The organism is Bosea sp. PAMC 26642 (assembly GCF_001562255.1).
GTDB lineage: Bacteria > Pseudomonadota > Alphaproteobacteria > Rhizobiales > Beijerinckiaceae > Allobosea.
In genome coordinates this window covers 3,364,858-3,387,585 of record NZ_CP014301.1, presented here as the reverse complement: position 1 = coordinate 3,387,585, position 22,728 = coordinate 3,364,858, and the positions used below count along the sequence as shown (strand labels likewise).

Annotated in this window: 25 protein-coding genes and 1 pseudogene; 8 read left to right on the top strand and 18 right to left on the bottom strand. The window is 67.0% G+C overall.

The annotated features are described in order from the left end of the window. Positions 1 to 125: 125 nt before the first annotated feature. Complete coding sequence (yddG, locus tag AXW83_RS16350; RefSeq protein WP_066615120.1) at positions 126 to 1,028, bottom strand: aromatic amino acid exporter YddG; 903 nt, start codon at positions 1,026 to 1,028, stop codon at positions 126 to 128. 174 nt (positions 1,029 to 1,202) lie between these two features. Between yddG and AXW83_RS16345 the strand changes: the two genes are divergently transcribed. Next, entirely contained in the window at positions 1,203 to 2,411 is a 1,209-nt protein-coding gene (locus AXW83_RS16345; RefSeq protein ID WP_442855251.1) for an MFS transporter, read from the top strand. Here AXW83_RS16345 and arsC read toward each other — a convergent pair. From arsC to AXW83_RS16330, 3 genes are read right to left on the bottom strand one after another with little or no spacing between them, the layout of a single operon-like run. Continuing rightward, positions 2,408 to 2,821 (bottom strand): arsenate reductase (glutaredoxin), encoded by a 414-nt coding sequence (gene arsC / locus AXW83_RS16340; RefSeq protein WP_066615119.1) that lies wholly within the window; start codon positions 2,819 to 2,821, stop codon positions 2,408 to 2,410. The two genes, AXW83_RS16345 and arsC, sit on opposite strands and share 4 nt — an antisense overlap. After that, positions 2,818 to 3,519: an aquaporin gene (locus AXW83_RS16335; protein WP_066615118.1), complete on the bottom strand. Its 702-nt coding sequence runs from the start codon at positions 3,517 to 3,519 to the stop codon at positions 2,818 to 2,820. The genes arsC and AXW83_RS16335 overlap by 4 nt, the downstream gene beginning before the upstream one ends. A gap of 10 nt (positions 3,520 to 3,529) precedes the next feature. After that, the gene (locus AXW83_RS16330) at positions 3,530 to 3,883 is read right to left on the bottom strand and encodes an ArsR/SmtB family transcription factor (RefSeq protein WP_442855193.1); all 354 of its coding nucleotides are present in this window, start codon (positions 3,881 to 3,883) and stop codon (positions 3,530 to 3,532) included. 62 nt (positions 3,884 to 3,945) lie between these two features. Here AXW83_RS16330 and arsH point away from each other — a divergent pair, with 62 nt between their 5' ends. Further along, positions 3,946 to 4,671 (top strand): arsenical resistance protein ArsH, encoded by a 726-nt coding sequence (gene arsH / locus AXW83_RS16325; protein ID WP_066615116.1) that lies wholly within the window; start codon positions 3,946 to 3,948, stop codon positions 4,669 to 4,671. A 27-nt stretch (positions 4,672 to 4,698) separates the two neighbouring features. On the opposite strand, the gene phbB is transcribed toward arsH, so the two are convergent. From phbB to AXW83_RS16310, 3 genes are read right to left on the bottom strand one after another with little or no spacing between them, the layout of a single operon-like run. Next, on the bottom strand, positions 4,699 to 5,421 hold the full coding sequence (gene phbB, locus AXW83_RS16320; protein ID WP_066615115.1) for an acetoacetyl-CoA reductase: 723 nt from the start codon (positions 5,419 to 5,421) through the stop codon (positions 4,699 to 4,701). Between the two features lie 35 nt (positions 5,422 to 5,456). Next, positions 5,457 to 5,672, bottom strand: a complete 216-nt coding sequence (locus AXW83_RS16315) for a DUF1737 domain-containing protein (protein ID WP_066615114.1) — start codon at positions 5,670 to 5,672, stop codon at positions 5,457 to 5,459. 3 nt (positions 5,673 to 5,675) lie between these two features. Next, positions 5,676 to 6,857, bottom strand: coding sequence for an acetyl-CoA C-acetyltransferase (locus AXW83_RS16310; protein WP_066615113.1), 1,182 nt, complete (start codon positions 6,855 to 6,857; stop codon positions 5,676 to 5,678). 312 nt (positions 6,858 to 7,169) lie between these two features. Here AXW83_RS16310 and phaR point away from each other — a divergent pair, with 312 nt between their 5' ends. Continuing rightward, a complete protein-coding gene (gene phaR / locus AXW83_RS16305; protein WP_066615112.1) occupies positions 7,170 to 7,769 on the top strand; it encodes a polyhydroxyalkanoate synthesis repressor PhaR in 600 nt (199 codons plus the stop codon). Between the two features lie 15 nt (positions 7,770 to 7,784). Here the strand turns inward: phaR and AXW83_RS16300 are convergent, their stop codons facing one another. Further along, the gene (locus AXW83_RS16300; protein ID WP_066615111.1) at positions 7,785 to 9,476 is read right to left on the bottom strand and encodes a bifunctional diguanylate cyclase/phosphodiesterase; all 1,692 of its coding nucleotides are present in this window, start codon (positions 9,474 to 9,476) and stop codon (positions 7,785 to 7,787) included. A 175-nt stretch (positions 9,477 to 9,651) separates the two neighbouring features. Between AXW83_RS16300 and AXW83_RS16295 the strand changes: the two genes are divergently transcribed. Continuing rightward, positions 9,652 to 9,840: a hypothetical protein gene (locus tag AXW83_RS16295; RefSeq protein ID WP_066615110.1), complete on the top strand. Its 189-nt coding sequence runs from the start codon at positions 9,652 to 9,654 to the stop codon at positions 9,838 to 9,840. Between the two features lie 74 nt (positions 9,841 to 9,914). On the opposite strand, the gene rpmF is transcribed toward AXW83_RS16295, so the two are convergent. Both rpmF and mtgA read right to left on the bottom strand, forming a co-directional pair. Then, positions 9,915 to 10,100, bottom strand: a complete 186-nt coding sequence (rpmF, locus tag AXW83_RS16290) for a 50S ribosomal protein L32 (RefSeq protein WP_043233137.1) — start codon at positions 10,098 to 10,100, stop codon at positions 9,915 to 9,917. 135 nt (positions 10,101 to 10,235) lie between these two features. Then, entirely contained in the window at positions 10,236 to 10,940 is a 705-nt protein-coding gene (gene mtgA, locus AXW83_RS16285; RefSeq protein WP_236841693.1) for a monofunctional biosynthetic peptidoglycan transglycosylase, read from the bottom strand. A gap of 82 nt (positions 10,941 to 11,022) precedes the next feature. Between mtgA and AXW83_RS16280 the strand changes: the two genes are divergently transcribed. Together AXW83_RS16280 and AXW83_RS16275 are read left to right on the top strand one after the other, a co-directional pair. Next, positions 11,023 to 11,973, top strand: coding sequence for a polyprenyl synthetase family protein (locus tag AXW83_RS16280; protein ID WP_066615109.1), 951 nt, complete (start codon positions 11,023 to 11,025; stop codon positions 11,971 to 11,973). A gap of 146 nt (positions 11,974 to 12,119) precedes the next feature. Next, positions 12,120 to 12,767 carry a glutathione S-transferase family protein gene (locus AXW83_RS16275; protein ID WP_066620608.1) on the top strand — a complete coding sequence of 216 codons (648 nt, stop codon included), beginning with the start codon at positions 12,120 to 12,122 and terminating at the stop codon, positions 12,765 to 12,767. A 116-nt stretch (positions 12,768 to 12,883) separates the two neighbouring features. Here AXW83_RS16275 and AXW83_RS16270 read toward each other — a convergent pair whose 3' ends face one another. The 3 genes from AXW83_RS16270 to AXW83_RS16260 form a co-directional block, all read right to left on the bottom strand. After that, a complete protein-coding gene (locus AXW83_RS16270; protein ID WP_066620606.1) occupies positions 12,884 to 13,285 on the bottom strand; it encodes a GFA family protein in 402 nt (133 codons plus the stop codon). A gap of 121 nt (positions 13,286 to 13,406) precedes the next feature. Then, entirely contained in the window at positions 13,407 to 14,615 is a 1,209-nt protein-coding gene (locus tag AXW83_RS16265) for a hypothetical protein (protein ID WP_066615108.1), read from the bottom strand. Between the two features lie 67 nt (positions 14,616 to 14,682). Beyond that, entirely contained in the window at positions 14,683 to 15,975 is a 1,293-nt protein-coding gene (locus AXW83_RS16260) for an adenylosuccinate synthase (RefSeq protein WP_066615107.1), read from the bottom strand. Positions 15,976 to 16,204: 229 nt separating this feature from the next. Here AXW83_RS16260 and AXW83_RS16255 point away from each other — a divergent pair, with 229 nt between their 5' ends. Further along, positions 16,205 to 16,783 carry a tyrosine phosphatase family protein gene (locus AXW83_RS16255; protein ID WP_066615106.1) on the top strand — a complete coding sequence of 193 codons (579 nt, stop codon included), beginning with the start codon at positions 16,205 to 16,207 and terminating at the stop codon, positions 16,781 to 16,783. Positions 16,784 to 16,967: 184 nt separating this feature from the next. Here AXW83_RS16255 and AXW83_RS16250 read toward each other — a convergent pair whose 3' ends face one another. The 5 genes and pseudogenes from AXW83_RS16250 to AXW83_RS16240 all read right to left on the bottom strand — a co-directional run bounded on the left by AXW83_RS16250 (position 16,968) and on the right by AXW83_RS16240 (position 21,589). After that, a complete protein-coding gene (locus tag AXW83_RS16250) occupies positions 16,968 to 18,695 on the bottom strand; it encodes a mucoidy inhibitor MuiA family protein (protein WP_066615105.1) in 1,728 nt (575 codons plus the stop codon). A 213-nt stretch (positions 18,696 to 18,908) separates the two neighbouring features. After that, complete coding sequence (locus AXW83_RS16245) at positions 18,909 to 20,267, bottom strand: MATE family efflux transporter (RefSeq protein ID WP_066615104.1); 1,359 nt, start codon at positions 20,265 to 20,267, stop codon at positions 18,909 to 18,911. Beyond that, entirely contained in the window at positions 20,267 to 20,356 is a 90-nt protein-coding gene (locus AXW83_RS27860; RefSeq protein WP_236841962.1) for a DUF6460 domain-containing protein, read from the bottom strand. Before AXW83_RS27860 ends, AXW83_RS16245 begins: the two co-directional genes overlap by 1 nt. 6 nt (positions 20,357 to 20,362) lie before the next feature. Further along, positions 20,363 to 20,555, bottom strand: a pseudogene (locus AXW83_RS27855) (LysE family translocator); the annotation flags it as partial. A gap of 149 nt (positions 20,556 to 20,704) precedes the next feature. Then, positions 20,705 to 21,589 (bottom strand): type 1 glutamine amidotransferase, encoded by an 885-nt coding sequence (locus tag AXW83_RS16240; protein ID WP_066615103.1) that lies wholly within the window; start codon positions 21,587 to 21,589, stop codon positions 20,705 to 20,707. 132 nt (positions 21,590 to 21,721) lie between these two features. Here AXW83_RS16240 and AXW83_RS16235 point away from each other — a divergent pair, with 132 nt between their 5' ends. Next, the gene (locus AXW83_RS16235) at positions 21,722 to 22,633 is read left to right on the top strand and encodes a DMT family transporter (RefSeq protein WP_236841692.1); all 912 of its coding nucleotides are present in this window, start codon (positions 21,722 to 21,724) and stop codon (positions 22,631 to 22,633) included. Positions 22,634 to 22,728 lie beyond the last annotated feature (95 nt).

Genomic DNA, 22,728 nt, shown 5'->3' with positions numbered 1-22,728 from the left:
GGGGTCGCGCCGCTGGCCCGTCATTGCGAGGAGCGCAGGCGACGAAGCAATCCAGGGGGACGTAGAGCGGCAAGGCTGACTTGCTTCGCTGCGCTCGCAATGACGGCCGAGGGCGGCGCGACCCCTCATCCGTCTCGGCTTCGCCGAGCCACCTTCTCCCGCAAGGGGAGAAGGGAGGGGACCGCAGCGCTCGCAACCAGCGCCCCGACCACGATCAGCACGCAGGCTGCCGCCAGCAGCCAGCTCGCGGTGGCGTAGCCGGCGATCACCAGGATGATGGTCGAGATCACGGGGGCGGCGTAGGAGGCGACGCCGAGCAGCGCGACGTCGCCCCGTTTCATGCCGATATCCCAGACGACGAAGGCGAGCCCGATCGAGCCCAGCCCGAGGCCGAGCACGCCGCCCCATTCGATCGCGGTCAGCGACCAGAGCGTGCTCTCGAAAGCGAAATGGCAGGCGAAGGCGGGTATGGCGCAGCCGAGCATGGTGACGCCGAGGCTTTCGGACGGCACTTCGGCGAAGAAGCGGCGCGATACCACCGAATAGCTCGCCCAGACGAAGGCGCCGACCCCGGCAAGGACATGGCCCAACTGGATGCCGCCGCCGCTGCCAAGCCCCCCCGAAATCAGCAGCGTGGTCGCGGCCAGCCCGATCAGCGCGCCGACGAGATGGCGGGCTCTCAGCCCGCCGCCCGGCAGCAGCGCCGCGAACAGCACGATCAGGAGCGGCCAGAGGTAGTGGATCAGGTTGGCTTCGGCGGCAGGGGCCGTCTTGACGGCGGCGTAGTACAGAAAGGTGTCGCCGAACGGGCCATAAAGCCCGAGCGCGAAGGAGGCCTTCGTCGGCATGACGCGCGAAAGCTGACCGCGCGCCGCGGTGATCGCCAGGATCAGCAGCCCGCCGATGACGAAGGTCATGCCGACGAGCTGGAACGGCGGCACACGTCCCGACATGGCGGTGAACAGTGCCAGTGTCGACCAGAGCAGGATGGCGATGAAGCCTATGAGGGTCGCGGTGCGGGATGTCATGGGTGTCTGCCGTCGATTCGTAGACTCTCCGATATCAGCTGACGCAGCGAATGCCGACGGTGCGACGTGCATGAACCTGATGCTGCGCCGCACCTCGGTTTCCACGCCATGGTCGCCATGCGGTGGACGCCGCTTCGGGCCATTGACCGCGGCCGCGTGAGGCATCATGCGTCGGTGATGACCACGATCACGATGCCTGGTGCTGCCAGACGCCCCCTGATGCCCGTGCTGGCGGCCTTGAGCGTCGCCCATCTGCTGAACGATCTCGTCCAGTCGATGATCCCGGCGCTTTATCCGCTGATCAAGGACACGTATCGGCTCGATTTCATGCAGATCGGGTTGATCACGCTGGCCTTTCAGGTGACGTCGTCGCTACTGCAGCCGCTGCTCGGTTATCTCACCGACAAAAGGCCCTGGCCTTATGCGATGGTGGCGGGAATGGGTGCGACGCTGGCGGGTTTGCTGCTGCTGTCCTATGCCGGCAGCTACGGCATGGTGCTGGTCGCCGCCGGGCTGATCGGCCTCGGCTCTGCGGTGTTCCATCCCGAGGCGACGCGGATGGCGCGCCATGCCGCCGCCGGGCGGCAGGGGCTGGCGCAGGGCGTCTTTCAAGTTGGTGGTCATGCCGGCTATGCGATCGGCCCGCTGCTCGCGGCCGTGATCGTGGTGCCGCGCGGCCAGGCTAGTCTCGCCTGGTTCTCGGGCGTCGTGCTGGTCGCGATGCTGCTGATGTCCTGGACCGCGACGCGCTACAGCGCCTTCCGCCGGGCACAGGCTGCCTCGAAGGATCACGCCGACGAGGTTGCCGGCCATGGCCTGCCGCGCGGGCGCGTACTCTTTGCGATGGCGATCCTGATCGTGCTGCTGTTCTCCAAGAACGCCTACACGTCGGCCTTCACCTCCTATTACACCTTCTATCTGATCTCGCGCTTCGAGATCACCGTGCAGCTCTCGCAGATCATGTTGTTCCTCTATCTCGTCGTGAGCGCCTTCGGCGTGATCATCGGCGGGATGATCGGCGACCGCATCGGACGCGACCGGGTGATCTGGCTGTCGATCGTCGGCACGCTGCCCTTCGCCCTGATGCTGCCCTATGCCGACCTGTTCTGGACCGGCGTTCTCAGCGTGGCGATCAGCTTCGTCATGGCGAGCGCGTTTTCGGCGATCCTGATCTATGCGATCGACCTCGTGCCGCATCGCGTCGGGCTGGTCGGCGGGCTGTTCTACGGTCTGTCCTTTGGACTCGGTGGCGTCGCGGCGGCGGGCCTCGGCGCCATGGCCGACAGGATCGGCATCGTCGATGTCTTCAAGGTCTGCGCCTGGCTTCCGGCGCTGGGGCTCTTGACCTTCCTGCTGCCGAAGGCGCCGCGGGGAGCAGGCTAACCAGGCGACACCACCTCGCCGTCCTCCTTCGTGAAGGAGGCGGGGCGGCGGTCGAGCACATCGAAGACCGCTTCCGACGGCCGCGCCAGGCAGACGCCCCGGGGTGTCACGACGATCGGCCGGTTGACGAGGATCGGGTGTGCAACCATGGCATCGAGGATCGCGTCGTCGGTTGTTTCCGGGTCGAGCAGACCCAACTCTGTCGCCGGCGTGCCCTTCTCCCGCAGGATGGCGCGGGCGCCGGTCGCCATTGTCGCAAGCAGGGCGCGCAGCTGGTCCTTGCTCCAGCCCGCTTGCAGATACTCGACGACCGTCGGCTCGTGGCCGGCGGCGCGGATCATCGCGAGCGCGTTTCGCGAGGTGCCGCAGGCCGGATTGTGAAAGATCGTGATCGGAAAATCGTCGCTCATGATGCAGGCTTCTCCCTCAAGAGCCAGTCGAACAGCAGGAAGGCGGCTACTGCCCCGAAAAGCTGCGCAGCGACGAAGCCCGGGACCGAAGCCGGGGCTATGCCGGCGAAACTGTCCGAGAGGCTGCGCGCCAGTGTGACGGCGGGGTTGGCAAACGAGGTCGAGGCGGTGAACCAGTAAGCCGAGGTGATGTAGAGACCCACGATCCAGGGCGTGGTTTCGGGCCTGAAGCGGGTTGCGCCGGCGATCGCTCCGACGAGGCCGAACGTCGCCACGCCTTCCGACAGCATCTGGGCCGGTCCATCGCGGAGCTTGCCGGAGTTCTGCAGAAGCGGTTCGGCGAACATGGCGTGGGCCAGCCAGACGCCAAGCGTCGCGCCCGCCAACTGGGCGGCGAGATAGCCCAGCGCGACCGTTGCAGCGATCTCGGAGCGGAGCACTGCGACGAGCGTCACCGCCGGATTGAAGTGGGCGCCCGAGAGCGGGGAGAAGATCGTTACCAGAACGACCAGACCCGTGCCGGTCGCGACCGCGTTGCACAGGAGTGCAAGAGCCGTGTTTCCGCCGGAGAGGCGCTCGCCCATGATGCCGGAACCGATGACGATGGCGAGCAGCAGCAGCGTCCCGAGCGTTTCCGCGACGAGCCGGCGGCTCAGAGTGAAGCTTGCCGCTTTGGCTGAGTTGGCGATGGCGGCCATGGAAGACATCCTATTGTGCGGATGCGCCGGACGCGCAGCAGGCGGCGTTCGCCAACGACTGAGCCAGCGGAAGGCAAATCTCCGGTGAACCGTTGCAGCAATCCTCCAGCAGATAAGCGAGCAGTTCGGTCATTTTCGCATATTCCGCGCTGTAGATGATCGAACGCCCGTCGCGCCGCGATGCCACGAGCTCGGCGTGGCTCAGGACGGTGAGATTTGCAGACAGGCTGCTGGGCGGAACGCCGAGCCTGCGGGCGATATCGCCAGCGGGGATACCACCCGGTCCAGCCTGAACCAGCATCCGGAAGATCGCGAGGCGGCCTTCATGAGCAAGGGCGCCAAGGCGCAGAACGGCGGACTTCATTTCCATATTTCGATAGTATATGAAATAAAGAAATATAAAAGCCCTTTCGGAGTGATTGCCTCATGACCTCTTCGACCCTGCAGGCACTGGATTGTGCCTACCTCGACCCGCCCGATTCGGCCCGGCTCGAGCCGGTGCGGCGTGCCGGCCATCCGCCGCGCATCCTTCTGCTCTACGGCTCGCTGCGGACGCGCTCCTTCAGCCGTCTCTTGGTCGAGGAGGCAGCGCGCATTCTCGAACGGTTCGGAGCGGAGGTCGCGATCTTCGACCCGCGCGAGTTGCCCCTGCCGGACGCGACTGCCGCAGATCATCCCAAGGTGCAGGAACTGCGTGCGCTCTCGCTCTGGTCGGAAGGGCAGGTGTGGTGCAGCCCCGAGCGTCATGGCGCCATCACCGCGGTGATGAAGGCGCAGATCGACTGGATTCCGCTGGAAATCGGCAGCGTGCGTCCGACGCAGGGGCGCACGCTGGCGGTGATGCAGGTCAGCGGCGGGTCGCAATCCTTCAATGCGGTCAACACCCTGCGCCTGCTCGGGCGCTGGATGCGGATGATCACGATCCCGAATCAGTCTTCGGTGCCGAAGGCCTTCCAGGAGTTCGACGAGACCGACCGGATGAAGCCCTCGGCCTATTACGACCGCGTCGTCGACGTGATGGAAGAGCTGGTGAAGTTCACCCTGCTGACGCGCGACCGCGCCGAGTATCTGGTCGATCGCTACAGCGAGCGGCGCGCGCAGGGGCGGGCCTCCGCCACGGCGACGCTGGTCGCCGAGGCGATGCGGAACTGAGCGCTGCTGCTAGCCGTTCCCGGCAGGCTAGGCCATGTACTGCCCGCCATTGACGGCAAAGGTCGCTCCCGTGGCGAAGGCGCCCTGCTCGGAGGCGAGGAACACCACCATCGCGGCGATCTCCTCCGGTTTGCCGAGGCGGCCTACCGGGATGCCGGCGATCACGCGCTTGAGGGCTTCCTCGGGCATCGCCGCGACCATGTCGGTGCCGATATAGCCCGGCGTGATCGCGTTGACGGTGATGCCCTTGTTGGCATTCTCCTGTGCCAGAGCCTTGACGAAGCCGATGTCTCCGGCCTTGGCGGCGGAGTAGTTGACCTGCCCCATCTGGCCCTTCTGGCCGTTGATCGAGGAGATCACGATGATGCGGCCGAAGGCGCGGGCGCGCATACCCTCGATCACCGGCCGCGTCATGTTGAAGAGCGAGTCGAGATTGGTGCGGATGACGGCCGACCACTGGTCTTTGGTCATCTTGTGAAAGAAGCCGTCCTTGGTGATGCCGGCATTGTTGACGAGGATATCGATGGGACCGAGATCGGCCTCGACCTTGGCGATGCCGGCGGCGCAGGCGTCGTAGTCGCCCACATCCCATTTGAAGACCGCGATGCCGGTCTCGGCCTGAAACTTCGCAGCCGCCTCGTCATCGCTGTGATAGCTCGCCCCGACCGTATGGCCGGCGTCCTGCAGCGCCCGGCTGATCGCCGCGCCGATGCCGCGCGTTCCCCCTGTGACCAGTGCCACCTTCGTCATGTCCGTCCCTCCTCAATGGCAGTCTCAGCGCTGCACTATTGTTCTGATAGCTTCATGTCGGGCGCATACGGCCCGTCCACATCCTTGATGATCGCCTGGCCGCAGACGACGCGCTGTTCCTTTGCGTCGAAGGTCAGGGTCGGGTGCCCGTAGAGCACCCAGCCCTTGCTCAGTGCCTCAGAGACCCGATGACAGAACGCGGCGTCATCGGGTCCGGTGAGATAGCGGTAGAGCGTCGTCTGCCGCGCCATGCCTCAGGCCCGCTCGACCGCGAGCGCCACGCCCATGCCGCCGCCGATGCAAAGCGTCGCGAGGCCCTTCTTGGCGTCGCGCTTCTCCATTTCGTGCAGCAGCGTGACGAGCACGCGGGCGCCGGACGCGCCGATCGGATGGCCGATCGCGATCGCGCCGCCATTGACGTTGACGATGTCGGTGTTCCAGCCGAGGTCCTTGTTGACCGCGATGGCCTGGGCGGCGAAGGCCTCGTTGGCCTCGACGAGCTCGAGATCCGAGACCTTCCAGCCGGCCTTCTCCAGCGCCTTGCGGGTCGCCGGGATCGGGCCCGACCCCATGATCGCGGGATCGACGCCCGCCGTCGCCCAGCCGGCGATCTTCGCCAGCGGCTTGAGGCCGCGCTTGGCGGCTTCCTTGGCGCTCATGATCACCAGCGCGGCGGCGCCGTCATTGATGCCCGAGGCGTTGCCGGCGGTGACCGTGCCGTCCTTCGAGAAGGCGGGCTTCAGCTTGGCCATGGCCTCTACGGTCGCGCCATGGCGCGGGTACTCGTCGTCGCTGACGACGATATCGCCCTTGCGGGTCGAGACGGTGAAGGGGACGATCTCGTCCTTGAACCTGCCGGCCTTCTGCGCGGCCTCGGCCTTGTTCTGCGACCTGGTCGCGAAACCGTCCTGTTCCTCGCGGCTGATCTGCCATTTGGTCGCGACGTTCTCGGCGGTGGTGCCCATGTGATAGCCGTGGAAGGCGTCCCAAAGGCCGTCCTTCAGCATTGTGTCGATGAATTTCAGGTCGCCCATCTTGGTGCCGTTGCGCAGATGCGCGCCGTGCTGCGACATCGACATCGATTCCTGGCCGCCGGCAACGATGATGTCGGCGTCGCCATTGGCGATCTGCTGAAGACCGATCGCAACGGCGCGGAGCCCCGAGCCGCAGAGCTGGTTCAGGCCCCAGGCGCTCGCCTCCTGCGGGATGCCTGCGGCCATGGCCGCCTGGCGTGCAGGGTTCTGGCCCTGGCCGGCGGTCAGGACCTGGCCCATGATGACCTCGTCGACATCGGCGGGGTCGACCTTGGCGCGGGCGAGCGCCTCCTTGATCGCGGCGGCGCCCAGCTCATGGGCAGGGGTGTTGGCGAAGGCGCCGTTGAAGGCACCGACCGCTGTACGCGCCGCGCCGACGATCACGATATCTGAATCAGCCATGGGGAGAGTTCCTCGCTGTTGTCGGCTGTTCCGCTCTCGCGCCGGAACGCCTGTTCGGAGCTTACCTTCAAAGGACACCGCAGCCGCGTCAAGTGATGTCAAAGACGTGGAGCTGCCCATCGACGCGGCGCGGGCCCTATCGAATGCCGCGCCGCTGGGCAGATTGTCATGCTTTAGTCTTGTTTTTGCGCTGCACGCTCAAAAAACTTGCGGCAGGCCCCTGAGCGGCTATCGTCAGCCATCGAGATCGTTCCGTTTTGCCGTCGTGCGTGTTTCGCGGCAGGGCGCGAGCCAACGTGATGCAGGATTCTGATGGCCAGCGACAAAGAACCGACCGTCATCAAGAAATATGCGAACCGGCGCCTCTATCACACCGGCACCAGCTCCTATGTGACGCTGGAGGACTTGGCCGGGCTCGTGCGCGGCGGCGAGGATTTCGTCGTCTACGACGCCAAGTCCGGCGACGACATCACCCGCTCCGTGCTGGCCCAGATCATTTTCGACGAAGAGGCGAAGGACGGGCAGAATCTTTTGCCGATCGCGTTCCTGCGACAGCTGATCCGCTTCTACGGCGACAGCATGCAGGCGCTGGTGCCGCGCTATCTCGAATTCTCGATGGACAATCTGACCAAGGACCAGGGCCAGTTCCGCGAACAGATGACCAAGGCCTTCACCGGCGGTGGCTTCGGTGGCGGGGCGCTCGATGCCATGCAGGCGCAGACGCGCGCGAATATGGCGATCTTCACCGAGGCGTTCAGGGTGTTCAATCCCTTCGCCGCCGCCAGCGCCGCGGCCAAGGCCAAGGAGGAGGCGGCGGCGCCCGGCGCGGCCAAGTCCGACGAACTGGTCGACATGAAGCGCGAGCTCAGCGAGATGCGCGAGCGGCTGGACAATCTGGCGAAGGGCAAGTGACGGCCTGAGGGCGCGTCAGCCGGTGGCGTGAAGAAGGGCCGAGGCGTCGCCCCGCTGCGGGAGTTCCGCCCTGCCGACGAGGTGGCCCTGCAGATAGGTCACGCCCCAGTCGCACAGCATCGTTGCCTGGAGTTCGTCATCGACCCATTCGGCGACCGTGTCGACGGCAAGGTGGCGCGCCAGTTCGATCAGGGTGCGGACATAGAAGCGGTCGTCGGTCGAGCGCCGCAGGTTCTGGGTGAAGGCGCCGTCGAGCTTCAGGATATCGATCGGGAAAGCCCGCAGGTGCCGCAGCGAGGTGTGGCCGGCGCCGAAATCGTCGATCGCGATGCGCGCGCCGCGATCCTTGATCTGCTTCAGGATGCCAGCCATGCGCGCCGGGTCGGCGATGGTCGCGGTCTCGGTGACCTCGACGATCAGCCGCTCGGACATGCCCGGGGCGGCGCGCGTGCAACCCAGAAAGGCATCGAGCCATTCCGGATCGATCAGCGACCGTGGAGAGACGTTGATCGAGAGCGTCAGGCGCGGGTCGGCAGCCAGGAATTCGGTGGCCAGTTCGAGCACGCGATGGTCGAACAGCCGCACGAGCCCTCGCCGTTCCAGCAGCGGGATGAGTTCGGCCGTGGCGAAGAACGGGCCATCCATGCCATGGCCGACACGCAGCAGCGCCTCCTGGAAGGCGACCTGGCGCGTTCCTGCATCGACGATGGGCTGCAAGGCGAGCCGGACGCGACGTTCGTTCAGCGCGGCGACGGCCTGGACGTCGAGCGAGGGCTCGTCGGCCCTGGTCTCGCGCCCCTGGCGGCGGCGGGCGATGACGGCCGTGTCGCTGGCACCGGCCTTGGCGCCGGCGAGCGCGTTCTCGGCGCCCGCGATCAGTGCGCCGGCCTGTGTCGAGAACTCGGGGGCGACGGCGGCGCCGATGCGCAGGCTCACGAGCGCGATGCCGCGTCCCGTCTCGATAGCGGTCTGGCCCACGGCCTTGCTGAAGCGGCGCGCTGCCATCTCGACCTGGTTCTGCGGGCAGCCGGTGAGCAGGATCGCGAAGCGATTGCTCGAATAGCGGATGAGATGGTCGCGCCGGCGCATCACGGAGCGCAGCCGGTCCTGGACCTCGGTGATGATCTCGTCGGTCGCCTCATGGCCGAAATCGTCGTTGAGGCGGGTCAGTTCGTCGATCGCGGCGATCAGCACGACGATGATGCGCTCCGCCGGCAGATGCTCACCGAGGGTCTGCTCAAGGCGCTCGATCAGGGCGGTGCGGTCGCAGACATCGTTGCCGGCGGCGCCGAGTTCGCCGTCCCTGACCTGTCGTTCGAGGCGAAGCACGCCGCGCGCCGTGGCGGGGCGGCCATCGGCCCCTGCGAACCAGCGGCCGGCGTCCTCGATCCACATCTTGCGTCCGGCCAGATCGGCGGCGTAGCGGGTGCGATAGACGACGCCGTCGCCATGGTCGTGGCCGCCGGAGGAGACGATCGCGTCATAGCGGCTGCGGCCGCTGCCGGGCTCGACCAGGCCGGCGAAGGCGAGGCCACGATTCAGCGCGGCCTCCGGAATCCTGCCCAGAACGTCGCCGGCGTTGGGACCCCATTGCAGGCCGTCGCTGTGGATATCCCAGCTGTAGACCACTTCGCCGATCGAAGAGAGCAGGCTGCGCGGGTCGATGTTGCTACCGTCACGAGGGCTGAGAATCGACGGCGCGGGCATCGTGCGTGAGCCTCAAGGGCCAGGCCGCGCGGCATGATGCATGTCGCGTCGTCCTGGCTGGACGGTTCAGGAAATGTCTCCGAATGATGCAGGAATCGGCCTTAACGTCCCGTTAAGCTTGGTCGCGGCTTTGCACATTCAGCTCCGAGAACTCTCAGATGTTTCGGAGCGGGACATGAGCGACGGCCAGAAGACCGAGATTTTCGCGCCGGGTGCCGCGATCCTGCTGCTTCAGGCGGCCGCGAGCCAGGCCGAAATCGGCCCGTTCGCAAGGCGGGCGCTGGAGACGCCGCGGGAAGCGGCTCGGCACTACCGGGCTGCCATGGCGGCCAATGCCCTGAGACTCCATCGTTCGGCGATCTAGCCAAAAAGAAAGCCGGCCTTGCGGCCGGCTTGGTTCACAAGCGTCAGAGGTCGGCCCACCGGGCCGAACGGCACTCAGGCCTCGGTCTTGGCCTTCAGCACCTGGCGGCCGCGATACATGCCCGACTTGAGGTCGACATGGTGCGGACGGCGCAGTTCGCCGGAGTTCTTGTCTTCGATATAGGTGGGCTGCTTCAGCGCGTCGGCGGAGCGGCGCATGCCACGCTTCGACGGCGACGTCTTTCTCTTCGGAACGGCCATTATACTCTCCATCGTGCCGCCGCCCGGAAGCGCTGAGCCCAGGGCCGCGCAACCGCCACGACGACGGATCAATCTCGTGAGGCGTTGCCCATACACGCTGTGGCGCGGGATGGCTAGTACCTAGTCGACAACTTTCTACCCGACAGGCACGGCGCAGTCGCCGAGCGGTCCCAACTGGCCGACGCGGCGCTGCACGCGGCCGGCCGCCGATTGCAGGCCGCGGCTGGGGCGGGCGGGGTCGCGGGCGATCGGGTTGGGCAGCGCGCCGGCGAGCCTTGCCGCCTCCGACGCGTTCAGCCGGGCCGCGGGCTTCCTGAAATAGCGCTGGGCCGCGGCCTCGGCGCCGAACAGGCCATCGCCCCATTCGGCGACGTTGAGATAGACCTCGATGATTCGGGGCTTGGGCCAGGCGAAATCGATCGCCATGGCGAGCGGGATTTCGAGCGCCTTTCGGACATAGGAGCGGCCGGGCCAGAGGAAGACGTTCTTGGCTGTCTGCATCGTCAGGGTCGAGGCACCGCGGCTCGGCCCGTCCTCGTCTTCCATGACCGTGTTGAGCTCGACCCAGTCGACGCCGGCATGGCTGCAGAAACGCTGGTCCTCGGCCGCGATCACCGCTCGGATCAGGGCCGGCGAGATCTGGGTCAGCGGCACCCATTGCCTTTCGACGGGCTGCAGCGTGAGCCAGCGGCCCAGCATCAGCGTCGATGGCACGGGCACGAACCGGAACAGGACCAGCGCCAGCAGCAGGGCGGCGAGGATGCCGAAAGCGAGGAAGACAAGCCATCCCAGCGTCCGAGCGACGATGCCCCGCCGCGTCCTCGTACCCGCCTCGCTCATGGCCATGCCATCCCCCCGTCGGCTTGACGATCCCGCCGCGCTCCGGCAAGCCCCGCGAAGCCAGCGAACGCGAGACCCATCCATGAGTTCCGTCCCGCCCGATGCCAGCGCCGACGGCCTTGCCGCGCGACTGGTGCTGACTGCCGAACGGGTCGAGCGGCTGCTCGACAATCTCTTATCGCCGAAAGCGGCCCAGGGCGAAATCGCACGGCCAGAGCGACTGCTGGCGGCGATGCGTCATGGCGCGCTCGGTGGCGGAAAGCGGCTACGGCCTTTCCTGACGGTCGAGACGGCGCGGTTGTTCGGGGCTGATCTGGACCAGGCGCTGCGTGCTGGAGCGGCGGTCGAACTCGTCCATTGCTATTCGCTGGTGCATGACGACCTGCCGGCGATGGACGATGACGATACGCGCCGCGGTCGGCCGACCGTGCACAAGGCCTTCGACGAGGCGAGCGCGATCCTTGCCGGCGACAGCCTTCTGACGTTGGCCTTCGGCGTCATGGCGGACGCCGCAACGCATCCTTCCGGCGAGATCCGCTCGGCGCTGGTGCTGGCGCTGGCGCGCGCCGCCGGGCTCGGCGGGATGACGGGGGGCCAGATGCTCGATCTCGCGGCCGAGGGGCGGTTCGACGGCGACGTGCCGCAGCCGCTGGCCGAGGTCGAGATCCGGCGCCTGCAGGCGATGAAGACCGGTGCGCTGCTGGCGGCGAGCGTCGAGATCGGGGCCCTGCTCGGTGGGGCGGATGACGCACAGTTGAACGCGTTGCGGCGCTACGGGGTAGCGCTCGGCGCGGCCTTTCAGGTCGCAGACGATATTCTCGACGTGGAGGCCACGCCCGAGGAACTCGGCAAGGCGACGGCGAAGGACGAGGGCAAGGGCAAGGGGACGCTGATCGCGGCGCTCGGTCTCGTCGGTGCCAAGCAGGAGCGCGACCGTCTGAGCGGCGAGGCGGTCGCGGCGCTGGCCGGTTTCGGCCCGGAGGCCGATATGCTGCGTGCGGCGGCGCGGTTCGCGGCTGAGCGGAAGAATTGAAGGTCAGCCATCACTGACTGAGGTCGAAGACAAGGGCTCCATGCGGACGAGCCGGATATGGAACGGAGCCGTCCTCAACTCCCGTGACTTTGCCTTGACGGCTCGCGAGCCCGCATCCCATGATTTTGGCCAAGGAGGAACCTCCGATGACCATCACCATCACTGCGTTCGAGCGGTCGCCCGATGGCGGCAAGGGGCTGGCACGCGACACGCGCGTCCGCTGGGCGCTCGAGGAAGTCGGTCAGCCCTACGAGGTTCGCCTCGTCTCCTTCCGGGCGATGAAGGAACCCGAGCATCTGGCGCTTCATCCTTTCGGGCAGATTCCGACCTATGAAGACGGCGATCTCGCCCTGTTCGAGACCGGGGCGATAGTGGTCCATATCGCGCAGCGTCATGCAGGCCTGTTGCCGGACGATGCGAATGCCCGGGCGCGGGCGATCACATGGATATTCGCCGCGCTGAGCACGGTGGAGCCGCCGATCCTTGAACTTGCAACCGCCAGGCTCATCGAGAGCGACAAGCCCTGGTCTGCGCAACGTTTGCCGCTCGTCGAAGGTCGCGTCCGAGACCGGCTGAACCAGCTTTCCCGTCGTCTCGGCGATACCGATTGGCTCGATGGTCCGTTCAGTGCGGGCGACCTGATGATGGTGTCGGTCCTGCTCAGGGTGAAAGCGTCCCGTATGCTGGACGAGTACCCGAACCTTTCAGCCTATGTGGCCCGAGGCGAAGCGCGGCCCGCCTATCAGCGGGCCTTCGAAGCTCAATTGGCGGTCAACAAGCCGCCGGAAGGTTGATCGAGGTCAGGGCTGGCCGGGCTGCGAGCCGCAGCGGGCCGTGCTCGTGAATGTGACCTTGCCGCAAGTCAGTATGCTGCTCGCGTGCTCCGGTGCCGGGCCGCGAGTGGTCGGTGTCAGGCGCCGGACTCCTTGCGATCCCGTATGTGCTGCTCCGCGCTCTCGTGATGCGCCAGCCACGGCTCGCGGCGGATGGTCCAGAGTTCATAGGCTGGCACCAGCGCACTGGGCGGGCTGTCCAACGTGCCGAGCTTGATCTCGATCTGGTCCGACTCTTCAGCCCAGCAGAAGAGCGACGAGCCGCATTTCGGGCAGAAGCGCTCGCCGCCCGCCCGGCTTTGCCAGCATCCGAGTTCCCCCGACAGGGTTGCGCCGGCCCTGGGCCAGATTCCGAAGAAGGAGAAGGCCGAGCCGGACGTCTTCCGGCAGGTCTCGCAGTGGCAGATGCCGACGCGGGTAGGCTCGCCGTCGAGTTCGTAGCGGACCTGTCCGCAGTTGCAGCCTCCGGATAGTTTCATCGTGATCTCGCGCGCCCCGGGTTTCGCCGCCATGGCCGGTAGACCAACGGCGTTCGGTCCGTGCCGGTTCCTGAGAGCCGTGCTCGCCGGCAAAATAGCGGCTTGCGAGGGGCTCGCGTGGTCAGCGCCAGCGGCCGACGGCGTCGGCGAGCGTCTGGTTGCCCGAGAGGCCCTTCTCGAAGGTGATGATGCCACGGCGGCCGGAGGCAAAGCGGACCGGGACGTCGATCCAGCTGCGGTTCAGGATCAGCTCCAGATTGCGCTCGACCTCGACGGGGACGTTCGACAGTGCAGCTACGAAGAGGTTGTCGCCAAGCGCTGAATTGATCGCCGAGAGCGGGGCGCCGCGCTCGTTCTCGTCGGTCTTGAGCTGCGGCACGCCGACCTCGCGGATCGGGTCGCTCGTCGTATCGCCGGTCTGGGTGAAGCGCAGGCCGATGATGTGCGAGGCCGGGAAGGCGGCTTCCGTGTTGCGGCGAAGCGTGAAGTCGAGCCCGAGCCCGGCCTCCGGAATTTCCACGGTCGCGCGCACAATCGTCTCGACCGGGCGACCCTGGCCGGCGCTCTCGCTGTCGAGCCGCCAGAAGACGCGGCCGTTCACGGCGCGCGGCTGCTGCGGGCTTTCGGGCACCTCGGTGTAGAGGATGGCGCGCTGCGCGACCGCGATCTCGCTCCCTTGCGGCGGGGCGGCCGTTGTCGGCGCCGTCCGGGGGGGAGGCGTGGTCGCGGCCGTGTCACCGACGCGGTCGTTGAGCTTGCGCTCATTGTCGGCCTGCGGCTGTACCGCCGGCTGCTCGACACGAGGCCTCGCCGCCGTGTCCGGCGGATTGATCTTGTTCACATAGTAGGCCGCTGCGGCGATCGCCGCGACGGCGATCGCGACGCCGCCGCCGACGATGGCCGTGCGGACATGGCCGGGATCGACGCGCCGTTCCCGCGGCGGGGCGACGCGCGGGCGGATCGCCTGCGTTTCCGCCGGCTCCGGCAGGGGATCGTCGAAACGGCGATCGTCCAGATCCCGCACCGGGGCGGGCGGCTCGGGTAGCGCGTCCACCGACGGTTTCGGCTCGGGCAGCGTGGCGGGCCTGATCACCGCCGGCGGCGCCTGCTCGACGAAGGCGGGCTCGTAATCGGCCTCGACCCGGGCGATGGCTTCGTCGAGCGCCAGCCGCTCGCGCATGATCTCGGCCTCGCCCAGGGGCGGGTCGAGGCTACGCAGCTGCGTCAGCAGCGCGGCCGTGGCCCGATCGAAGACGGCGCGGCGCGCGTCGGGCGATCTGTCGGGCAGGCCGGCGACAGCGCGCGCCAGGATCGGATAGAAATCGGCCATTGGCCTCACTTGTCGATGTTGGGCCTCAAGGTCAACCCTCGAAAGGCGGTCAGCGCTCGAAGGGCAATTATCCCTCGAAAGGATTGTGCACCAGGATTGTGTCGTCGCGCTCCGGGCTGGTCGACAGCACGGCGACGCTCGCGCCGATCAACTCCTCGATGCGGCGGACATATTTGATCGCCTGCGCCGGCAAATCGGCCCAGGAGCGGGCATTGGCGGTGGAGCCTTCCCAGCCTTCGATCGTCTCGTAGACCGGTTCGACGCGAGCCTGGTCGCTCTGGCCGGCCGGGAGATGTTCGAGAATCTCGCCATCGAGCCTATAGCCGGTGCAGACCTTGATCTCGTCGAAGCCGTCGAGGATGTCGAGCTTGGTCAGGGCGATGCCGTCGATGCCCGAGGTCTTGACGGTCTGGCGCACCAGGCAGGCGTCGAACCAGCCGCAACGGCGCTTGCGGCCGGTGACGACGCCGAACTCCTTGCCCTTCTGGCCGATCAGCTCGCCGATCTCGTCGAAGAGCTCGGTCGGGAACGGACCTTCACCCACGCGGGTGGTGTAGGCCTTGGCGATGCCCAACACATAGCCGACGGCCGAGGGGCCGAGCCCGGAGCCGGTCGCGGCCTGGCCGGCGACGATGTTCGACGAGGTCACGAAGGGATAGGTGCCGTGGTCGACGTCGAGCAGCGCGCCTTGGGCGCCCTCGAACAGGATGCGTTTTCCCGCGCGGCGCTGCGCATCGAGCAGGGCCCAGACCGTATCGGCATAGGGCAGGATCTGCGGCGCGATCTTGATCAGCAGCGCCAGCAGTTCCTTGCCGTCGACTTCCGCGATGCCCAGCCCGCGCCGGAGCGCGTTGTGGTGGGCGAGCAGCCGCTCGATCTTGGCCTCCAGGATCGCGGGATCCTTCAGGTCGATGACGCGGATGGCGCGGCGGCCGACCTTGTCCTCATAGGCCGGGCCGATGCCGCGCTTGGTCGTGCCGATCTTCAGCCCGGCATTGGAGGTCTCGCGGAAATGGTCGAGCTCGCGATGTAGCGGCAGGATCAGCGTGGCGTTGTCGGCGACGCGCAGGTTCTCGGGCGAGATCGCGACGCCCTGCGTGCGCAGCCGCTCGATCTCCTCGACGAGATGCCAGGGATCGACCACCACGCCATTGCCGATGACGGAAAGCTTGCCGCCGCGCACGATGCCCGAGGGCAGCAGCGAAAGCTTGTAGACGATCCCGTCGATGACCAGCGTATGGCCGGCATTGTGCCCGCCCTGGAAGCGCACCACGACATCGGCCTGGCTGGAAAGCCAGTCGACGATCTTGCCCTTGCCCTCGTCGCCCCACTGGGCGCCGACAACCACCACATTCGCCATGGCTAAGCCGTCCTGCTGTCTTGCTTCGAGTGACCCGTGCAAGCGCCGCGCGCATGAAAAACCCCGGCGCAAGACCGGGGTTCGTAAGGCAGGTTCTTGCAGGCCCTCTTGGGCCAACATGGTGGCAAGGTCAAGGCGCGTGCGCAGCCCGACTCGCGTGCGGCAGCGGTTGTGGCCGGGCGCGCGCAGGTTTAAGCCGGCCTCGTCATCAACTGTTTCCCAGGTCCCGATGCAGTCCCTCGCCATTTCGACCCTGACGATCTGCGGCATCGACGAGCTGCCGAGCCACAGTATCCGCCGCGTCACGCATGTTCTGTCGCTGCTCGATCCCGATCGCGCCGAACTCGACACATTCGGGACCTATGGCGAGCATCACCGGGTCACGCTGCGATTCCACGATATTCTCGGCCCCTCGCAGGGCATGACCCATCCGCAGCCGCGCCATGTCGAGCAGATCCTGGGATTCGGCGAGAGCCTGAAGGACGGCGTCACCGAGCGCGTCGAGGGCCATCTGCTGGTGCATTGCCATATGGGCATTTCGCGCTCGACCGCCGCCATGCTGATGCTGATGGCGCAGAACGATACTGAGGCGACCGAGGACGAATTGTTCGCGCGCCTGCGCGAGGTGCGGCCGCAGGCCTGGCCGAACTCGATCATGATCGGGTTCGCCGACGAGCAGCTCGGACGCGGCGGTCGGCTGACCGAGGCGCTGCGCCGCCATTACGGTCACCAGCTCAAAGTCCAGCCGCAATACACAGACTGGATGACGCGGCTGGGCCGCACGAGCGAACTCGATATGGCGCTGTAGGCTGCTTCAAGGCGCCCACATCCTCATCATTCGCCCGCCGTCATTCCGGGCGGAGCGAAGCGCAGACCCGGAATCCATCGTAAAGCGCGACTGTGCCTTATGATGGATTCCGGATCGGCGCCGCTGACGCGGCTTGTCCGGAATGACGCCGTTTTTTGACTTTAAACCGTCGGACCCCGGCCGGTCAGTTCATCGGCCGCGGCATCGGAGCCGGCCTGACCTGCGGCTCGAAGCTCAGTTCGCGGTCGCCCGGCCATTTGATGCGGTAGGCCAGCCGGATCTCCTTCTCCGTACCAGGCGCGAGATCGAAGCTCCAAGCCGAGACGCCGCGCTTGTCGCCGACCTGTTTTTCGGTCGGTGGCGTGGTCTGCGACAGCGTCTCCACCGTAATCGCGCTCGACTCCGAGAACGGAATCCGCTCGCTGACCGTCACCTTCACGGCTTGCGAATGCAGGCTTTTCACAACTGTCCTGAACTCGCGCAGGTCGGTGCGGGTCTGGCCGAGCCAGGTCGGCTCGTTCTCGCGGCGGCGCACAGGCGCGCGCGTCACCTTGAGCTTGTCGTCGGCACCGAAGCCGAGCTCGACCTTGTCCCCTGGCGCGACGAGCCCGATCCGGCCGCGGCCGATGAAGGTGCCGTCGCGGTGCAGAAAAACCTCGCCGGGCATCAGCGGGGCCTCGTCCTCATGGATGAAGGCGGCTTCGAGATAGGCCTTCTCCTCGAGTTCCGGCGTCGTGCGGGCGCTCAAGGCCGGCGCGACCTTGCTCTGGCTCAGCACCACCGCCTTGGACGAGCCGTCCTGCGGGATCGTGACCCGGCCCGGTACCTGGAAGCTCGCCTGATAGGCGCCGGCCTCGACGGTCGCGTTCGTCAGCGTCGCCTCCTGCATGACCGGGCGGGCGGCGCGATCGTCCTGCGGGGCGAAATCCGACATCGGCGCGGGCGCTCCTGCGAGGGCGGGCGGCGCGGCGCGCTCCGTGGCCTGTTTGCGCATCTGCTCGGCGGCCCGCGCCCGGCTCTCATGGATCGAGGGCGGTTCGAAGAACATCACCTGGATCGGGGGCAGGTCCGGCGCGCGGGTGCCGCCGACCGAGCGCGTCGTCGAGAGCGTGACGGCGACCTCGTTCCAGTCCTCGCCGCTGCGCTGGCGCAGTTCGGCGCGCCGGGTGAAGGCGATTTCGGGCTTGGCCGCGGGACTTCCCGTCGTCAGCCTTGCCTCGTATTGCGGCGTCCAGCCCGCACCGGTGACGCGGTAGCTCACCGCGAATTCGGCCGCGACCGGGCTTTGCGCCTCGACCGCGATGGCGACGTCGCGCTTTGGCGCGCCGGGCCGGCCGGGTTGCGGGCGCGCCCGCTCCAGCGTCGCGATCTCGGCCTCGGTGTCGGCGAGGCGCAGGCGCGCGCCGCGCAGCTCCTCATGGACCTTGACCAGCGCGGTGCCGATGGCGTCGAACACCGCCGGCCAGTCCGCGACCGGCAGGGCCTTGCCCTCTGGGCCGAGCTTGTCGGGCCCGATCTGGCCGAAGCGCTCGATCGTGCCGCGTTTGGCCTCGGTCGCCGCGATCTGGCCCTCAAAGGCGGATTTCTGCTCGCGCAGCGCCCTCAACTTGCTTTCGATGGCGCTGTCGAGCGGCTTGGCCTCGCCCGGGGCAAGCCGGACATCGACCGCCCCGACCGAGAAAGCGCCGTCGCCCCTGGCCTCGACCCGGATCGAGGCGGGGTCGATCGTGGCGGGCAGGCCGCGCAGCACGATCTGGGCCGTGCCCTGCAGCAGTTCGGCCTTGCCGAGCCGGGTCACGACCGCGCCGTCGGGATAGACCGTGACGCGGTCGATGCGCGAGGCGAGTTCGGTCTCGGCGGCTGCGGCGAAGCTCGGCGCCACGATCAGCGCTGCGGCAAGTCGGTTCATCATGTGGTTTCCCCCCAAATCACGGTACGGCAATTGGGGCGGCGGATTCCGGCGCGGGGAAGGCGGAATTGGGGTGGAGTGGGGGAGGGGGTGACGGGGTGTGCCACAGGTGTTGAAGGGCGCGGGGTGACGAGGGACGACTTCCGCTTCCGACCCTGAGCTGCCCTACGGCAGCTTTTGCACGGCTCGGTCCGTCGTGCCCAGGAAGCGGACTAGCTAGCGGTCTGCGGTCACGGCCAGAGCGGGGTATTTCCAGGCAAGGGTGACCGCGCGCGCGATGAAGAACACGGCTTGAGCAAGCCATAGACCATGGTTTCCGAGCCACGGCAGCGCGATCGCGAGCACGCCAAGGTATACGACGAAGCTCACGAGCATCATGTTGCGCATGTCGACAGTGCGCGTCGCCCCGATGAACACGCCGTCGAGCAGGAAGCAGCCGACGGCAATCAGCGGTAGCCATGCGACCCAGGCGAAATACGCGGCGGCATGCGCCTGCACCTCGGTGTTGGTGGTCATGAAGGCGATGATCGGGCCGGCCGTGAACCAGAGCACCACGCCGATGAATGCGCCGGTGATCGCGGCCGCGATGGAGGCGAGCCGCACGGAGAGATCGAGACGCGGCCGGTCTCTTGCGCCGACGGCCTGTCCGATCAGCGTTTCCGTGGCATGGCCATAACCGTCGAGCAGGAAGTAGGTGATCATCAGGATGCTCGCGAGCAACGCGTTGGCGGCGAGTACGGCATCGCCTTGCGTGGCGCCGAAGCGGATGAAGATCTGCCCGACGGCGAGCACACAGACGGTGCGGATCATGATGTCACGATTGGCGGCGAAGAGCGCGCGGAGTTTCGCCCCGTCGAGCAATGTCGCGCGGGATGCGCCGGCGCCGTGGGCGGCGAGTTCGCGCCGTGCGTAGTAGAACCCACCGGCGACCGCCGCGATTTCGGAGAGAAACGCCGCAAGGCCGACGGCCGAGACGCCCCAGCCGAGCCACGACACGAAAGCGAGCGCGAAGACGATGTTGAGCACGTTGGCGAGCACTTGAACGCAGAACGCGACCATCGTGCGTCCGAGGCCGATGAACCAGCCGAGCAGCGCGACGTTGGCGAGCCCCGCAGGCGCGGCCCAGATGCGCCAATCATAGTATTCGGTCGCCGCCGCCTGCACGGCGGGTGAGCCGCCGAGGAACCAGAGCAAGGCACGTCGGATCGGGGCTTGGAACACCACGACCGCGATACCAATCACGCCAGCGATCAGCAGGGCGCGCAGGAGAGTGGCCGCGATCTCCGTGCTGTCGCGCGCGCCATAGGCCTGCGCCGTGAAGCCCGTCGTGCTCATGCGCAGAAAGCCGACGCACCAGTAGATGGCATTGAAGATCGCAGCCCCGACGGCGACGCCGCCGATCAAGGCCGCGTTACCGAGCTGGCCGATGACGGCCGCGTCAACGAAGCCGATCAGCGGCGTCGAGGCGTTGGCGAGCATGATCGGGGCGGCGAGCGCGAGCACGTCCCACAGGGTCAGCATGGGCGATGGTGTCGGCGCGGCGGCGCGCGTCGTGTCGGTCACAGTGTCCTGCATCAGCGTGAGCCACCACAGCCGCGCAGCAGCGTCATGACCAACCACACCGGCGCCACGATGACCGCGCCGAGGACGAGATATTCGAGCACCCAATGAATCGCACCGAAGCCGAGTGCAGCCGCCAAAGCGTGGCAATACGTGCCAGCTTGTATGCCTGCAGTGTTGCGAAGCCGGCAGCCCTTCCTTGTGCGATGCTGCGACTTCCAATCAGCAACATGTCGGGGCCCGGGTTGCAGTGAGCACCAGACATGCAAGCGAGAACATCGCGATTGTTTGAAAGTCCAGCATGTCCAGTCTTCCCTCTAGACGATGAGTAAATCGAGCGTATCACCACGACGAAAATTCGTCTCCTCCTGGCCCATAGCGGAAGTTGCGATAATCGCCCGCAAGAGTTCTCAGAGGCACATCGCTTTTGCGGCTGACGCCACACCCAAATCTCACGCCCGCCCGCGCGAACTCGCATGTGGCTGGACGCGGTGGGTCAGGAAATTCCTCAGTTCGGTGACGCGGCGCGCATCGTCGAGGACCTCCGCGTCGAGGCCATGGCTCCAGGCGAGATCGCCGCGGGCGGGGTCGGCGTCCAGCGCGGCGATCTCGTCGAGCCAGGTCCTTGCGGCTGCGTCGTCCTTGCGGAAGCCCTCGTCGATCAGCTGCGGCACCATGCGCCGCAGAATCGAGGCGACCTGTCTCAGTGGGAATTCGGGGTGGTACTGCACGCCCCAGAAGACGCCGCCATCATGCCTGATCTCGGCGGCATGGACGGTGCTGTAGACGTTTGAGGCCAGCACCAGCGTGTCGCCGGGCGGTTGGACGATGGTGTCGAGATGGATCGCGGGCGCGTCGAAGGATAAAGGCCTGCCGGCAAGCAGCGGGTGGTCGCGCCCGGCTTCCGTCAGCGTGATGCGGCGGGCGAAGCCGACCTCTCGGCCCCTGGGATTGGCGACGACCGTTCCCCCGGCGGCGACCGCGCCGATCTGGATGCCCCAGCAGGAGCCGAAACAGGGCGTGCCGCTGGCATAGATCGCCCGCATCAAATCGATCTGGCGGGTGATCGCGGGGTCGTCATGATAGATGTGCAGGGACGAGCCAGTGAGGAAGATGCCGTCATAGGATTGCAGGCCGGCGCCGTCGGGCAGGTTCGCCCCCGCATCGGCCGGCAGGCAGATATCGGTGATCGCGTCGGGCGCAATCGCGGTTACCTCCTGCGCATAGGCGGCGGACGGCGAGAGGCCCCCATAACCCGCCGCATGGGCCTCGCGCTGCTCGCGCGTATTGCCGTCGACGACGAGCAGGCGAAGGGGGCGGGCTGAAACGTCGATCATGGGAGATGGCCGCGGGAGATTGGCTGGGAGGGGATGCGCCGGGCGCCGGGCAACCTTGCGCCTCATCCCACATGACGCGAACCCCGCGCAAGGCTATTGCAGGCGCTCCTCATACGGACAGGCTCCAAGCCCTTGCCTCCCACCCAGACCCTGCCGCAGCGAGCCTGGGCCAATCCCTATCTCCTGCTGGCGCTGACGATGCTGATGTGGTCCGGCAATGCCGTCGCCAGCCGGCTCGCGGTCGGCAACATCTCGCCGATGACGATGACCGCCCTGCGCTGGGGCGGCGTCTGCCTAGTGCTGCCTTTGCTGCTGCGCGGCCAGATCGCCGAACATGCGCCTAGCTTGCGCCGCCGCTGGTGCTACATCGCGCTGATGGGCGTCTGCGGCTTCACAATGTTCAACGCGTTCCTGTATCTCGCCGGCTATTCCACCACCGCGATCAATATCGGCATTCTGCAGGGCTCGATCCCGATCTTCGTGCTGATCGGCGCCTTCCTGGCCTTCCGCACGCCGATCGCCCCGCTGCAGGCGCTGGGCGTGGCCGTCACCATGGTCGGCATCGCGGTCACGGCCAGCCGCGGCGACATCCATGTGCTCGCGGGCCTCAGCTTCGCGACCGGCGATGTCTACATCATCCTCGCCTCGATACTCTATGCCGGCTACACGGTCGCGATCCGCAAGCGCCCGGCCATACCGGCCCTGGTCTTCTTCACGGCCGCGGCCTTTGCCGCCTTCGTCGGTTCCCTGCCGCTGCTCGCGATCGAGATCGCGACCGGCAACGCGTTCTGGCCAACGCCGAAGGGCTTGCTCGTCCTCGTCTTCGTGGTGCTCGGGCCCTCCATGGTGGCGCAACTCAGCTTCCTGCGTGCGGTCGAACTGATCGGTCCCGGCCGGGCCGGCGTCTTCGCCAATCTGGTCCCGGTCTTCACGCCGATCATGGCCGTGCTGATCATCGGCGAGCAGCTCGCGCTCTATCACGGGGTGGCCTTGCTGTTGGTGCTGGGCGGCATCTTCATCGCCGAGCGGTTGGGGCGGCGCTGAGGTTTTGGCGTCATGGTCAGGTTTCGACCCGACCATCCCGGAAACCAGCGCCTTCCGGTCCTGAGATTCTCGGGTCTGCGCGGAGTTTACCCTTG

Bases quoted from the DNA above. Each gene is read 5' to 3' on its own strand.
- yddG (WP_066615120.1), bottom strand. From the start codon at position 1,028: ATGACATCCCGCACCGCGACCCTCATAGGCTTCATCGCCATCCTGCTC.
- arsC (WP_066615119.1), bottom strand. From the start codon at position 2,821: ATGAGCGACGATTTTCCGATCACGATCTTTCACAATCCGGCCTGCGGC.
- AXW83_RS16335 (WP_066615118.1), bottom strand. From the start codon at position 3,519: ATGGCCGCCATCGCCAACTCAGCCAAAGCGGCAAGCTTCACTCTGAGC.
- AXW83_RS16330 (WP_442855193.1), bottom strand. From the start codon at position 3,883: ATGAAGTCCGCCGTTCTGCGCCTTGGCGCCCTTGCTCATGAAGGCCGC.
- arsH (WP_066615116.1), top strand. From the start codon at position 3,946: ATGACCTCTTCGACCCTGCAGGCACTGGATTGTGCCTACCTCGACCCG.
- phbB (WP_066615115.1), bottom strand. From the start codon at position 5,421: ATGACGAAGGTGGCACTGGTCACAGGGGGAACGCGCGGCATCGGCGCG.
- AXW83_RS16315 (WP_066615114.1), bottom strand. From the start codon at position 5,672: ATGGCGCGGCAGACGACGCTCTACCGCTATCTCACCGGACCCGATGAC.
- AXW83_RS16310 (WP_066615113.1), bottom strand. From the start codon at position 6,857: ATGGCTGATTCAGATATCGTGATCGTCGGCGCGGCGCGTACAGCGGTC.
- phaR (WP_066615112.1), top strand. From the start codon at position 7,170: ATGGCCAGCGACAAAGAACCGACCGTCATCAAGAAATATGCGAACCGG.
- AXW83_RS16300 (WP_066615111.1), bottom strand. From the start codon at position 9,476: ATGCCCGCGCCGTCGATTCTCAGCCCTCGTGACGGTAGCAACATCGAC.
- AXW83_RS16295 (WP_066615110.1), top strand. From the start codon at position 9,652: ATGAGCGACGGCCAGAAGACCGAGATTTTCGCGCCGGGTGCCGCGATC.
- rpmF (WP_043233137.1), bottom strand. From the start codon at position 10,100: ATGGCCGTTCCGAAGAGAAAGACGTCGCCGTCGAAGCGTGGCATGCGC.
- mtgA (WP_236841693.1), bottom strand. From the start codon at position 10,940: ATGAGCGAGGCGGGTACGAGGACGCGGCGGGGCATCGTCGCTCGGACG.
- AXW83_RS16280 (WP_066615109.1), top strand. From the start codon at position 11,023: ATGAGTTCCGTCCCGCCCGATGCCAGCGCCGACGGCCTTGCCGCGCGA.
- AXW83_RS16275 (WP_066620608.1), top strand. From the start codon at position 12,120: ATGACCATCACCATCACTGCGTTCGAGCGGTCGCCCGATGGCGGCAAG.
- AXW83_RS16270 (WP_066620606.1), bottom strand. From the start codon at position 13,285: ATGAAACTATCCGGAGGCTGCAACTGCGGACAGGTCCGCTACGAACTC.
- AXW83_RS16265 (WP_066615108.1), bottom strand. From the start codon at position 14,615: ATGGCCGATTTCTATCCGATCCTGGCGCGCGCTGTCGCCGGCCTGCCC.
- AXW83_RS16260 (WP_066615107.1), bottom strand. From the start codon at position 15,975: ATGGCGAATGTGGTGGTTGTCGGCGCCCAGTGGGGCGACGAGGGCAAG.
- AXW83_RS16255 (WP_066615106.1), top strand. From the start codon at position 16,205: ATGCAGTCCCTCGCCATTTCGACCCTGACGATCTGCGGCATCGACGAG.
- AXW83_RS16250 (WP_066615105.1), bottom strand. From the start codon at position 18,695: ATGATGAACCGACTTGCCGCAGCGCTGATCGTGGCGCCGAGCTTCGCC.
- AXW83_RS16245 (WP_066615104.1), bottom strand. From the start codon at position 20,267: ATGCAGGACACTGTGACCGACACGACGCGCGCCGCCGCGCCGACACCA.
- AXW83_RS16240 (WP_066615103.1), bottom strand. From the start codon at position 21,589: ATGATCGACGTTTCAGCCCGCCCCCTTCGCCTGCTCGTCGTCGACGGC.